9 protein-coding genes are annotated in these 12,883 nt (G+C 61.5%); 2 read left to right on the top strand and 7 right to left on the bottom strand.

Annotated features, from left to right (window positions below; genetic code table 11):
• Positions 1–222: 222 nt before the first annotated feature.
• Positions 223–729, bottom strand: coding sequence for a hypothetical protein (locus NKH01_RS15460; protein ID WP_031194518.1), 507 nt, complete (start codon positions 727–729; stop codon positions 223–225).
• 181 nt (positions 730–910) lie between these two features.
• Here NKH01_RS15460 and NKH01_RS15465 point away from each other — a divergent pair, with 181 nt between their 5' ends.
• A complete protein-coding gene (locus NKH01_RS15465; protein WP_023720867.1) occupies positions 911–1,303 on the top strand; it encodes a DoxX family protein in 393 nt (130 codons plus the stop codon).
• A 4-nt stretch (positions 1,304–1,307) separates the two neighbouring features.
• On the opposite strand, the gene NKH01_RS15470 is transcribed toward NKH01_RS15465, so the two are convergent.
• Positions 1,308–3,749 (bottom strand): GcvT family protein, encoded by a 2,442-nt coding sequence (locus NKH01_RS15470; protein WP_353020936.1) that lies wholly within the window; start codon positions 3,747–3,749, stop codon positions 1,308–1,310.
• Between the two features lie 83 nt (positions 3,750–3,832).
• Positions 3,833–5,371, bottom strand: coding sequence for a trimethylamine methyltransferase family protein (locus NKH01_RS15475; RefSeq protein ID WP_353020939.1), 1,539 nt, complete (start codon positions 5,369–5,371; stop codon positions 3,833–3,835).
• 218 nt (positions 5,372–5,589) lie between these two features.
• On the opposite strand from NKH01_RS15475, the gene NKH01_RS15480 reads away from it, so the two are divergent.
• The gene (locus NKH01_RS15480) at positions 5,590–6,180 is read left to right on the top strand and encodes a transglycosylase SLT domain-containing protein (RefSeq protein ID WP_353020942.1); all 591 of its coding nucleotides are present in this window, start codon (positions 5,590–5,592) and stop codon (positions 6,178–6,180) included.
• Between the two features lie 15 nt (positions 6,181–6,195).
• Here the strand turns inward: NKH01_RS15480 and NKH01_RS15485 are convergent, their stop codons facing one another.
• The 4 genes from NKH01_RS15485 to NKH01_RS15500 all read right to left on the bottom strand — a co-directional run bounded on the left by NKH01_RS15485 (position 6,196) and on the right by NKH01_RS15500 (position 12,765).
• Entirely contained in the window at positions 6,196–8,607 is a 2,412-nt protein-coding gene (locus NKH01_RS15485) for a dipeptide ABC transporter ATP-binding protein (protein ID WP_023720871.1), read from the bottom strand.
• A gap of 79 nt (positions 8,608–8,686) precedes the next feature.
• Positions 8,687–9,844, bottom strand: coding sequence for an ABC transporter permease (locus NKH01_RS15490; RefSeq protein ID WP_353020944.1), 1,158 nt, complete (start codon positions 9,842–9,844; stop codon positions 8,687–8,689).
• Positions 9,845–9,856: 12 nt separating this feature from the next.
• A complete protein-coding gene (locus tag NKH01_RS15495; RefSeq protein WP_023720873.1) occupies positions 9,857–10,891 on the bottom strand; it encodes an ABC transporter permease in 1,035 nt (344 codons plus the stop codon).
• 221 nt (positions 10,892–11,112) lie between these two features.
• Complete coding sequence (locus NKH01_RS15500) at positions 11,113–12,765, bottom strand: ABC transporter substrate-binding protein (protein WP_023720874.1); 1,653 nt, start codon at positions 12,763–12,765, stop codon at positions 11,113–11,115.
• Positions 12,766–12,883: the final 118 nt, after the last annotated feature.

The raw sequence follows: 12,883 nt of genomic DNA on the forward strand, positions 1-12,883 counted from the left end.
CGGTGCGTGGCGTTGGGCGCGCGTGGATCAGGCACCGCGCCAAAGTAGCTCTCAAGGCAGGAAATGGCAGTCGCTCCTTCGCTCAACTGCCTCTCCAAAGAATCCTTTCTCAGCCTAAACTCAACCCCAAAATCGCCATATGCGATTCCCCTGCCCTCGTGGGGGAGATGTCCGGCAGGACAGAGAGGGGCGCTGTCCCTCCAACCTTACGCTCTTTGAGAACTATTCCGGCGTCAGCACGGAAACTTTGAGATCGGGCTTCTTGGCGCCGCTGAGCTGGATGGTCGCCGGGCCGGCGGCTAGCTTGAAGCGCACGCTCTTGCGGATCCCCGGACAGGTTTTTATACCACTGAAAGCCGCCGACTTCACGGCTTTACCGTCCTGAACGACATCGATCCAAGCCTCATCAGACAGGCTGATCTGGAGCTCTCCCTCGGGGGGCACGGCCACGCTCGCCATCGCGCCGAATGTACCGGCTGCCGGCGCGCGTTCCGGCGGAACGGTGAAGCTGATCGTGCCGACCGGCGCCAACGCCACATCTGCAGCCTCGCCGACCGAAAGGTCAGCGCCGGACTGCGCGGCGGGCGCCGCCGCAAACAGGGCCTCCTCGCGCGTCACCGGCCATTTGAAGGCAGCACAGCCGGCATCGTCGGCCGTGGCGACGCTGGTGCCTGCAAGGATGGCGAATAGGCTGACGACGACTTTTCTCATGGCAAACGGAACCCACATGGTTTGGAGTGTCTGGATATCACTACAACTATAGCATTTAAAATACAACCCTGGAGAGAAAAATATTAAAAGGACGAGGAACATTTCCAATCACTGATTGTGGCTGGCGGGCCATGCGAAGTGAATGGTCCCCTGTCGGGCGATGATCTATGGCCGGTTCGGGGGTAAAATGGAGTCTTAGATGAAGCTTTTCGACGGTCTTGTCAGATATCAGCTGCAGGCTCTGGCCGCATTGCGCTTCGTGACGGCACTGCAATTCATCGAACATGGTACGCAAAAGCTGTTCAATTTCCCCGTCGGCGACCATGCCGGCGCCCTGAGCGGGCTATCGCTGACCGCGGCCATCCTGGAATTCGCCGGTGGCATCCTGCTGGTATTGGGGCTTTTCACTAGGCCGGTGGCATTCCTTCTCAGCGGTGAGATGGCGATCGCCTATTTCATGGCGCACATGCCGCGCGACTTCTTCCCGGTCAACAATGGTGGCGATGCGGCAATATCGTTCTGCTTCATCTTCCTCTATCTGGTATTCGCCGGCGCCGGCGCATTGGCGCTGGATAACCGCCGCAGCGCCTGAAACCTCACCCACGCATCCGCTCGAAGTTCGCGTCGAACAGTGGGACCGGCTGCATGCGCGCAACATGGCGTTTGCCCAGAAGCTCGATCTCAAAACCGTCGACTTCGTCGGCAATCTCTTTCGGCACATAGCCGATAGCGACGGATTTTTTCGAATGATGCGCATAGCCGCCCGACGTGACCCAGCCGCGCACGGCGCCGCCATGCCAGATTGGTTCGTCGCCGATGACGTCGGCATCGACAGCATCGACGACAAAGGCCCGCAGCCGCAGTCTGCCGCCTTGCTTGCGCTCTGCCAGCGCCGCCTGCTTGCCGATGAAATCGGCCTCCTTGGCATAGGCGACGAAGCGATCGAGGCCGGCCTCCAGCGGCCCATAGATCGGCCGGTATTCGCGCGCCCATGAGCCGTAATTCTTTTCCAGCCGCAATGCGTTGAGCGCTCGCGAGCCGAACAGGCCGATGCCGAATTCTTCGCCCGCCGCCATCAGCGCCTGATAGGCGGCGCGCTGATATTCCGGCGCCACCCAGATCTCGTAGCCGAGATCGCCGGTGTAGCTGACACGCCCGACCAGACACGGCGCCATGCCGATGTCCATCTTGCTGATGGCCATGAACGGAAAGGCCGTATTCGACACATCAGATCGTGTGACCTTTTCAAGAAGGTTCCGCGTGCTCGGCCCGGCGATCGATAAGCCGGTGAGTTTTGCTCCCAGCGCTTCGATACTGACCGAGCCGTCCTTCGGCAGATGCGCTTCGAACCAGCGCATATGGTACTGCTCGGCGACGCCGGAGCCGGCCAGGAACCAGCCGTCCCTTTCCGAATTTGGGCTGCTGAGATTGGCTAGCGTGAAATCGCCAATCAGCCTGCCGTCTTCCTTCAGCATCGGCGCCAGCGTCATGCGGCCGGGCCTTGGCAGCTTGCAGGCAAGCAGGCGGTCGAGCCAGGCTGCAGCGCCCTCGCCCGTCACCTTGTATTTGGCGAAGCTCGAAATCTCCGACAGGCCAACGCCTTCTCGAACGGTCTTGACCTCATTTGCGACATGCTCGAAATCACTCGAGCGGCGCCAGGAGAATTCGTCCTTGACGCCTTCGGGCGCGTACCACAGCGGCACCTCCAGCCCGAAGGCGACGCCCCATTGCGCGCCTTTGGCCGACAACAGATCGTAGACCGGCGTCGTCTTGTGCGGCCGTCCAGCCGGCAACTCCTCGTTCGGGAAGCGGATCGAAAACCGCCGCGAATAATTCTCGCGCACCTTGGCGTTGGTGTAGGCCATCGTGGCCCAGTCGCCGTAGCGCGAAACGTCCATCGCCCAGATATCGGCACCGGGATCGCCCTCGATCATCCAGTTCGACAGCGCCAGCCCGACGCCGCCACCCTGTGAGAACCCCGCCATGACACCACAGGCCACCCAGAATCCCGGTAGGCCCCGCACCGGGCCGACCAGCGGATTGCCGTCCGGGGCGAAGGTGAAGGGCCCGTTGATGATCTGCTTGATGCCGGTATTCTGGAAGGCCGGGAAATGCCGGAAGCCGACTTCCAGCGACGGCGCAATGCGGTCGATGTCGGGCTCGAGCAGTTCGTGGCCGAAATTCCATGGCGTCTGGAATTCGGACCATGGCTTGTTGGCCTTTTCATAAGTGCCCATCAGCATGCCGCCGCGTTCCTGGCGCAGATAGAGCTCGCCGTCGAAGTCGACCGCATGGATGATCTCCGTGCCGGTCTTCTGGTTCCAGGCGGCGACCTCCGGCATGTCCTCGGTGATCAGGTACATGTGCTCCATCGCCAGCACCGGCAGCTCCAGCCCAACCATGCGGCCGACCTCGCGCGCCCACAGTCCACCGGCATTGACGACATGTTCGGCCACCACCTCGCCCTTGTTGGTGATGACACGCCACAACCCGTCGGCGCGCCGCACAATATCCTCGACCTTGGCGAAGCGCTCGACTTCAGCACCAAGCTTCCTCGCGGCCTTGGCATAGGCGTGGGTAACGCCGGACGGATCGAGATGACCGTCCTCCTTGTTGCGGACGGCACCGACGAACTGCTTGGGATCGAGCAACGGCATCAGCTCGGCAGCCTCGATCGGCGATATCTCCTCGAGCTCGATGCCGAGATAGCGGCCCTTGGCGACGACGCCGCGCAGCCAGTCGAGCCGCGCCTCGGTCGCCGCCAGCAGGACGCCGCCGGTCAAATGCACGCCGGTCGCCTGGCCGGACAGCTCCTCGATCTCCTTGTAGAGCGAGATCGTGTATTTCTGCAGCTTGGCGACGTTGGGGTCGCCATTGATCGTGTGCATGCCGCCGGCCGCGTGCCAGGTCGAGCCGGAGGTCAATTCATCGCGCTCCAGAAGCACAATGTCGGTCCAGCCGTGGCGGGCCAGATGGAACAGCACGGAGCACCCGACGACACCACCGCCGATGACCACGACCTTTGCATGCGATTTCATGAGGTTCTCGTTATTTCAAAGGGTTGGATGGGTTTCATGATTCTGGAGGAGAAGAGAATGAATCCAAATAAGAAGAGTGGCGCTTAAGGCTCGCCTTGCCCGATCGCTTCCTTGCGCTTGGCCACGTATGCCTCCAGCGCTTCGCGCCTGGAGATTTCCATCACCGGCTCGATATAGTCCTCCAGCGCCTTCTTCCACAGCCTGGTCGCACGCGACGTGGCGTCGAGCCCACCGGCCTCCTGCCAGGCCTCGTAGTTCTGCCAGTTGGACAGTATCGGCTGGTAGAAGGCCTTGGCGTAGCGCTCCAGCGTGTGTGGCTCGCCGAAGAAGTGGCCGCCGGTCGGAACCGCACCCAGAGCCTCGACGGCAAGCTCGGCCTCGTTGACTTCGATCGGGCGCAAAAACTCCATCATGTGCTGGATCATCTCGACGTCGATGATGAACTTTTCGAACGATGCAGTCAGTCCGCCCTCCTGCCAGCCGGCGGCGTGATAGACGAGGTTGCCGTGGCCTAGCACCGCGCCCCACAGCGCCATCAGCGTCTCATAGGCGCCTTGCGCGTCGGCGGCATTGGAGGCTGAGCCCGGTGTCGTGCGATAAGGCAGCTTGTAACGCCGCGCCAACTGTCCGGACGCGATGTTCGCCTTGGTATTTTCAGGCGTGCCGAAGGCCGGCGCGCCCGATTTCATATCGACATTGGAGGTGAAGGCGCCATACATCACCGGCGCGCCGCGACGGACGAGCTGCGTCAGCACAACGCCAAACAGCGCCTCGGCATTCTGCTGGGCGAGCGCGCCGGCAAGCGTCACCGGGCTCATCGCTCCCATCAGCGTGAACGGCGTCACCGCCACCGACTGGCCGAACTCGGCCATCGTCATCAGCCCCTCGGCCATCATCTCGTCGAAGCGGCGCGGCGAGTTGACCGAAATGATCGTGGTGACCCCGGGATCGTCGCGCATCTCGTCAAGCGTCAGTCCGCGCGCGATTGCCATCATCTTGATGCCGTCGAGCGCCCTGCCACGGCCGATGGCCGAGACGTGAAAGCTTTTGTCCGTCAGCGTCAGATTGGCGAAATAGGTGTCGAGATGACGGGAATTCGCCGGCAATTCCACCGGCGCGCAGACCTGGTTGCCGAGCATGTGGATGCAGTTGAAATGCTGCGCCAGCCGGACGAGATCGGAATAATCGCGCAAATTGCCGGCACGGCGGCCGCGCTCCATGTCGTGCACATTGGGCGGCCCGGCGACGAGCGTGAAGTTGATGGTATTGCCGCCGAGGTGGACGGCATGGGCGGGATTGCGCGGCGTCAGCGTGTAGCTGGACCGCGTCGTCTTCAGCGCTTCCTCGATCATGCCGCGATCGATGCGGACGTTCATCGAGGCATGATCGACCTTGGCCCCGGCCTTCTCGAACAGTGACAGCGCCCGCGGGCTCATCACCTCAATGCCGAAATTCTCCAGGATATGTATCGACGCCTGGTGGATCGCCTCGATCTGGTCGGCCGACAGCATCGCCATCGGCGGATAAGGGTTTGTCACCCGCCTGAGCGGCAGTTGCGGGATGGCGGTGGGTCCCCTGTTGCTCGTTCGCTCGGCGCCGCGCTTGCGTCTTGGTTCGCTCATGCGGCGCATCAAAGCGCCGGCACAAAGATCGGGCTGTCAAGAATCCGCCACCTGCGGGCGTGATTTTAGCCAAGGCGCCATACCGGGAATTTCACATCGGTAAAAGCGACAACAAATGTCGGAAGGTTCATACTTGCTCAGCGCCAGCCAAAGCGGCCGATGAGCCGTTAAGGAACGCAGCAAGATTCCTTTTATGTTTTCGGCCTAATGCTCTTCCAATGCGTAGGTCGAGTTTTAGTAAAATTGTAGCGATTGCCGTGCCGCTGGCACTTTCGGCCTGCGCGACGCCGCCGAACCACATCAACGATGTCTGCGCCGTTTTCGACCAGAACGATGGCTGGTTCGACAACTGGCAGGCGGCAGCACAGCGCGCCGAGCAGAAATATGGGGTGCCAGTCCCAGTACTGATGGCGACGGTGCGCAAGGAATCCGGCTTTAAGAGCAATGCACGGCCGCCGCGCACCAAGCTGCTGGGTTTCATTCCCTGGAAACATATCTCCAGCGCCACCGGCTTCTCGCAGGCGCTCGACGGCACCTGGGCGCAATACCAGAACGAGACCGGCAGTTGGGCGGCGCGCCGCACCAGGTTTGCCGATGCCGTCGATTTTGTCGGCTGGTATCATTCCAAGACCGCCGACACACTCGGCGTCCCCCGCAACGACACCTACAATCTATATCTCGCCTACTATCTCGGCTGGAATGCCTATAAGCGCGGCAATCGCGGCGACGCCGAGGTGCAGCGCTATGCGCACGCCACCGAACAGATGGCGCAGGACTACGCCGCGCAGCTACGGCAATGCGCGCGCTAGCACATCAGCGGCATTTTAGCCGCCCTTGGGTCTGCGCGGCTTGCGCGTGGCGTTCTCGGCCTGGCGGCCGTCGCCGACTGTCGGCGGCGTGATTGGTGCCACTGCGCTATCAGCAGAGCTTGAGATGCCGCCGGTCTCTGAAACCTCGTCGCGAACCTCGTGACGGCGGGCTTTGGCGACCGCTTCGGCATTCTCCGCTGCCTGACCCTCGGCATCGGCTTCAACGCTGCCAGTCTTGCCATGCGGGCGCTTGGGCGGATCTCCAGCAAAGCCCGGGCCAACACCGTGGTTTGCATCATCCGGCACGCCCTCATTCGCCGCGTGTTCCTTGTCGAATTTAATCACCGGCTCCATTTTTGCCAGCACGTCGTCGGCCAGCCAGCACAGGCTCATATGACCGTCGCCGAGATTTTTGACCGGCGGCACCGTAGTTTCGCAAAGATTGTCCGGCACAAGTTTCTTGTAGCCGCAGCGCGTCTGGAACGGGCAGCCCGAGGGCGGGTTCATCGCCGACGGAATGTCGCCTTCGAGCACGATATGCCTTTTCACGACGCTGGTATCGGCAATCGGGATCGCCGACAGCAGCGCCTCGGTATAGGGGTGATAGGGCGGCGAAAATATCTGGTCGGTCGTGCCTTGCTCGACGATATAGCCGAGATACATGACGACGACGCGGTCGGCGATGTAGCGCACCACCGACAGATCGTGGCTGATGAACAGCATCGTGGTCTTGTTCTTGCGCTGGATGTCCATCAAGAGTTCGGTCACCGCCGCCTGGACGGACACATCCAGCGCCGAGACCGGCTCGTCGGCCACCACCACCTTGGCGTCGCCGGCAAAGGCCCGCGCCACGCCGATGCGCTGTTTCTGGCCACCTGAAAGCTGGCGCGGCTTGCGCGTCTCGAATGCCCTTGGCAGCTTCACCAGATCGAGCAGTTCCAGCATCCGCTTGCGGCGGTCGGCCACCGTGTCGCCGACATTGAACTTTTCCAGCGTACGGATGATCTGCGAACCGACCGAATGGCTGGGATTGAGTGTGTCGAACGGATTTTGGAACACCATCTGGATCGACGACACGGTGTCGACGCTGCGCTTCTCGATCCCGGTCGACTGGATTTCCTTGTTGCCCAGCTTCACGCGGCCGGAGCTTGCCGTTTCGAGGCCGAGCAATACCTTGGCCAGGGTCGATTTTCCGCAGCCGGATTCGCCAACGATAGCGACGGTCTCGGATTCGCGCGCCATGAAAGAGATCGTCTCGTTGGCCTTGACGACACGTCCTTCGCTCGAGCCGAACACTTCGCTGCCGCCGACTTTGTAGTACTTCCTGAGGTCTTCGATCTGGAGCACCGGCGCACCGGGCACCACGCGCTCGTTGACTTTCTTGGCGCCAGGCGGCAGCGCCTCCCAGTCGATCTCGTTGAAGCGTACGCAGCGCGAGAAATGCCCGTCATGGCCTTCGACCGCGATCATCGGAATTTCGGCGGCGTTGCAGACGCCCTCGACGAAATGGTGGCAGCGCGGGCCGAAATTGCAGCCCTTCGGCCGCTCGTGCGGCAGCGGCAACTGCCCCGGAATGGATATCAGAGGCCGCGAATTCTTGTCGGCGCCCGGCAACGGGATCGAGCGGAACAGGCCTTGCGTGTAGGGATGGCGCATCCGGTCGAAGACGTCCTTGATCTTGCCCGTCTCCACCGCTTCGCCCGAATACATCACCGTGATGCGGTCGCAGGTCTCCAGGATCAGGCCGAGATTGTGCGACACGAAGATCATCGAGGTCCCGAACTTCTCGCCCAGCCCCTTGACCAGATCGACGATACCGGCCTCAACCGTCACGTCGAGCGCTGTCGTCGGCTCGTCGAGCAGAAGCAGCGCAGGCTTCGACAGCAGCGCCATGGCAATGACGATGCGCTGCTGCTGGCCGCCGGAAAGCTGGTGTGGGTAGGAACGCATCATGCGCTCGGGATCCGGCAGCTTCACCGCGCGCACCATTTCCAACGCGCGTTTATAGGCTTCATCCTTCGATACCTTGTCGTGGATCAGTGGCACTTCCATCAGCTGCTGGCCGACCTTCATCGCCGGGTTGAGACTGGCCATCGGCTCCTGGTAGATCATGGCGATCTTGTTGCCGCGGATGGCGCGCAGTTCCTCGTCGGACAGTTCTCCCATGTCCTTGCCTTGGAACTTGATCTTTCCGCCGACGATCTTTCCGATGTTCGAGAGGTCGCGCATGATGCCGAGCGACACGGTCGACTTGCCGCAGCCGGATTCGCCGACGATGCCCATCGCCTCGCCGGGCATGACCGTGCAGGAAAAATCCATGACGGCCGGGATCTCTCCCTTGCGGGTGAAGAAGGAGATCGACAGGTTCTCGATCTCGATGATCGGCCCATTGGTCGGCTTGGCGGGATTTCGAACTGCCTCATTCATGGGTCGCTCCAATCCTTGTTCTGCAGGCATGTCGGGCCGAACCCGGCATCGATCTTTCCCGGTTCAATCTTTCCCGGCATCAATCCTTCATCGACTGTTCGCGCAACGAATCCGCCAGGAGGTTGAGGCCGAGCACGAACGACATCAATGCGATCGTCGGCGGCAGCGCCGGGTGGATGAAAGAGCGCAGCAGCCGGCTGGCATCCTTGATCGCCGTGCCCCAGTCCGGGCTTTCCGGCGCCAGCCCCAGCCCGAAATAGCCGAGCGTGCCGAGCAGGATCGTAGTGTAGCCGATGCGCAGGCAGGCGTCGACGATCAGCGGCCCGCGCGCATTGGGCAATATCTCCCACAGCATGATGTACCAGGGCGATTCACCGCGCGTCTGCGCCGCCGCAACATAGTCGCGCGTTTTGATATCCATGACCAGGCCGCGCACGATGCGGAACACGCCCGGGCTGGAGGCGAACACCACTGCCACGAAGATGTTGAGCTGGTTGGGATCGATGTGGATGATCTTGAACGGATCGGCGTCGAAGACAAGGCCGGCATAGATCCAGCCGCCAACGACCAACGTCAGGCCAAGCAGGATATAGAGGCGGTCGGGCCGGTTCTTGTAGCGCGTCCAGAACAGCACGCTGAAGAAGATGATCGGGAACAGGAAGAACAGCCCGGCCATCGCGTAGGGGATCGGCGTGTCCATGATGCCTGGCGTCACCAGGAGGTAGAACAGCAGGATCACCGGGAAGGCCAGCACCAAATTGGCGAGGAAGGAGAGCACCGTATCGATCCTGCCGCCGTAATAGCCAGCCGGCAGGCCGAGCGTGATGCCGACCATCAGTGCAAAGCCGGTTGCCGCCGGCGCGATGATCAGCACGATCTGGCTGCCATAGACCATGCGGGAGAACACGTCGCGGGCGAGCTTGTCGCCGCCGAAATAGTATACAAGCTTCGACGCCGGCTCGATCGCGCCCGGCAGCGCGTCCTTCATGATCGGCACCTGGGCGAGCGGATCGAAGGGCGCGACGGTCGATGCGAAGATCGCCGTGAACAGCCAGAACAGGCAGATGCCGACGCCGACGATGCCGACGCCGCTGTCGAAAAGCTGGCCGTAAAGGCCAAGCTTCTTCTTGTAGCCGAAGCTCGCCCCCATCACCAGGGCGAGAGCGATCCAGACCGGCCAGAAGCGGGCGAGGACGCCGAGTACGACGTTGAATGCGCTGAGATATTCGACCTGCATCCGCCCGGTCTCCTATTGAACTCTGATGCGCGGATTGAGGAACGCGTAGCCGACATCGGAGATGAGCTGTGTGATCAGAACGATAAACACCGAGACCAGCGAGCAGCCGAGCAGAAGATCGATGTCGTTGTTGCCGGCCGCCTCGACCAGCGTGTAGCCGAACCCCTGGTAGCGGAACATCACCTCGACGATGACGACGCCGGTGAGCAGCCAGGGGAACTGCAGCATGATGACCGTGAACGGTGCGATCAGCGCGTTGCGCAGAGCGTGCTTTACCACCACGCTGCCGAAGGAGAGGCCCTTCAGCCGGGCGGTTCGGATATATTGCTGTGTCATCACCTCGACCATCGAGGCGCGGGTCATGCGGGCGATGTAGCCGATGCCGTAGATCGCCAGCGTCATCACCGGCAAGGTGAAATTGTAGAAGGTGATGCCCTGGCTGGCCGAGGCCGCCGAGCCGTTCAGCACGCCGAGCCAGGAGGCGAAGATGACGGTGAAGATGACGCCCGAAACATATTCGGGCGTCGCCGTCGAGGCGATCGAAGCCACCGACAATGTGCGGTCGGTGCGTGAGCCCTCGCGCATGCCGGCAAGAATGCCGATCAGGAGCGAGACCGGCACCATAACCGCAAGCACGCAGAGCATCAGGATGCCGGTGGCGCTGAGCGCCGGAAAGAGTTTCGAGGCGACCGTCGTCTTGAATTTGGTCGAGCAGCCGAAATCGCCTTGCAGGATGCCGGAAAATGTCGGCACGACCGGATCGTTGCAGAAGGAGAAACGCTGCGCTGGCTTGCCTGTCGCCGGGTCGGTCACCGGCTGCTTGGGCACGACGCCCAGCCATTGTCCGTAGCGGACAAAGAAATTCTGCCGATAGCCATGATTGACCAGCCAAGCCTCGAGCTGCTCAGCCGATGTGTGCATTTCGGTTTGGCTGATCGCGAGCTTCTTCAGATTGGGCCCGAGATTGACCAGGAAGAAGACGATCATCGTCAGGCACAGCATCGTCAATGCCATGGTGCCGAGACGCCTGATAACGAAAGAAAGCATGGCGGTCCCCTGCCGGTCGGGTTGGGGGGTGGAACCGGTTTGCAAGCCGTGCCCTGCCGCCAGCGGCAGAACAAGCCTTCAGACCAGTCCCAGATGCAATACCCTTTTTATTGCAGACCCCGGCCGAAGAGTCCGCAACTTTTTGCTGCGCCGACTTCCGGTCCAAGGACCATGCAACGAGCGAGAGAAAGGGGCCAGACGCCCCTTTCCGGATCGTCCGGTCAGGCCTGGTCGAGCCAGACCTTACCGTAGTCGCGCTCGAAGGTCGGGTGCATCTTGTAGTTCTGCACCGCCTTGACCGAATGGCTGTAGAGCTTGCGCCAATAAGGCTGGATGATAATGCCGGAATCCTGCAGGATCTGCTCGATATCCTTCATCATTTCCTTGCGCTTGGCGGCGTCGGCAACTGCCAGCGCAGCGTTGAGCTTGGCATCCCACTCGGGATTCGACCAAGCCGTCTCGTTCCAGGCTTCACCTGTACGATAGCCGATCGCCAGAACCTGGACGCCGAGCGGCCGCATGTTCCAGTTGGTCATCGACAGCGGATACTTCGTCCAGTCGTTCCAGAAGGTCGAACCCGGCAGCACCGTACGCTTTACCTTGATGCCGGCGTCGCGCATCTGCGCGGCGATCGCATCGCCGGTGTTCTTGTGCCAGTCTTCGTCGACCGTGATCAGCTCGTGCTCGAAATCGGCTTGGCCGGCTTCCGCCATCAGCGCCTTTGCCTTGGCCGGGTCGCGAGCAACCTTCGGCAATTCGTAGTATTCCGGATGGATCGGGGCGACATGGTGGTTCTCGGCAACCGTGCCGGCATTGCCGTAGCCGAGCTGGAGGACGACAGCGTTGTCGACCGCGAGCTGCAGGGCGTTGCGAACCTTCTGGTCGCCGTAAGGCTTGTTGGTCACATTGGTGCGGCAGACGATCGTCGAGGCGGTGACGACCTCGGACTTCGCCAGGTCCATGCCGTCGAGGATCGACACATAGTCGGCCGAGGTTTCGAAATTGGTGTGCACTTCGCCAGCTTCGAAAGCGCTGACCATCGCCGCCGGATCGGTGCCGTAGTCGATGAACTCGATGCCGTCGAGGAAGACCTCGCCATCCCACCACTTGTTGTCTTCACGACGCTTGTAGACCACTTTCTGGCCGACATCGTAAGAGACCAGCTCGAACGGCCCAGTGCCGATCGGGCAGGACTTGAAGTCGCCGCCTTTTTCGTCGAACGTCTTGTGGACGATGAGGCCGGGATAGTCGCACACGTTGGGAATGAGGGCGATATCGGGCTTGCTGAGCGTCAGCTTGATCGTGTGGTCGTCGACCTTGGTCACCGCGCTCTCATCCAGCTTGTCGTCCTTGACCAGCGAACCGAGGCGACCGGGCATAGAATTGCCTTCGGCCTTCTTGTCGGCCCAACGCTTGAGGTTGAAGATGACGTCGTCTGCGGTGAACGGATCGCCGTTGTTCCAGGTGACGCCTTTGCGCACGTGCAGCGTGTATTCGGTAGCGTCGTCATTCACGTCCCAGCTCTCCAGCAGATAGGGGCGGAATGTGTATTCGGTGGTATATTTGACCAGCGGCTCGAGCGCCTGACGCTCGGCATTGGCGATTTCCGACCAGTCGGACTTGCGCGGATCCTTCGGATCCTTGATCCACTGCGCGACCTTCAATACGCCGCCTTTCTTGCCCTGGACCTCTTCCGCCTTGGCCGGCGTGGGGTCTGCAAGGCCAAGCATGCCATATGCCATCGCCGTCGACGCACCGAAGACGCTGGCGAGAGCCAGAAATTCGCGACGATCCATCTTGCCTGCCTTGGCGTCTTCGGCCATGGCCAGGATGTGATCGGGAACGCGGTCGCCGTTACTCTTGTAGATCGTCATGACTAACTCCCATTGTTGGCTTTCTGCCTTTTAACATTCCGCATTCGCGCCATGATGTCAAAGACGGCACGGATTGGGAACATGCCAAGGAATGTGCAACTTTGAAAGCAGGGCGGTT

The organism is Mesorhizobium sp. M1403, from assembly GCF_040317695.1.
Taxonomy (GTDB): domain Bacteria; phylum Pseudomonadota; class Alphaproteobacteria; order Rhizobiales; family Rhizobiaceae; genus Mesorhizobium.

What these genes read in the sequence shown, in the direction of transcription:
- NKH01_RS15460 (WP_031194518.1), bottom strand. Translation starts at nt 729, where the DNA reads ATGTGGGTTCCGTTTGCCATGAGAAAAGTCGTCGTCAGCCTATTCGCC.
- NKH01_RS15465 (WP_023720867.1), top strand. Translation starts at nt 911, where the DNA reads ATGAAGCTTTTCGACGGTCTTGTCAGATATCAGCTGCAGGCTCTGGCC.
- NKH01_RS15470 (WP_353020936.1), bottom strand. Translation starts at nt 3,749, where the DNA reads ATGAAATCGCATGCAAAGGTCGTGGTCATCGGCGGTGGTGTCGTCGGG.
- NKH01_RS15475 (WP_353020939.1), bottom strand. Translation starts at nt 5,371, where the DNA reads ATGAGCGAACCAAGACGCAAGCGCGGCGCCGAGCGAACGAGCAACAGG.
- NKH01_RS15480 (WP_353020942.1), top strand. Translation starts at nt 5,590, where the DNA reads ATGCGTAGGTCGAGTTTTAGTAAAATTGTAGCGATTGCCGTGCCGCTG.
- NKH01_RS15485 (WP_023720871.1), bottom strand. Translation starts at nt 8,607, where the DNA reads ATGAATGAGGCAGTTCGAAATCCCGCCAAGCCGACCAATGGGCCGATC.
- NKH01_RS15490 (WP_353020944.1), bottom strand. Translation starts at nt 9,844, where the DNA reads ATGCAGGTCGAATATCTCAGCGCATTCAACGTCGTACTCGGCGTCCTC.
- NKH01_RS15495 (WP_023720873.1), bottom strand. Translation starts at nt 10,891, where the DNA reads ATGCTTTCTTTCGTTATCAGGCGTCTCGGCACCATGGCATTGACGATG.
- NKH01_RS15500 (WP_023720874.1), bottom strand. Translation starts at nt 12,765, where the DNA reads ATGACGATCTACAAGAGTAACGGCGACCGCGTTCCCGATCACATCCTG.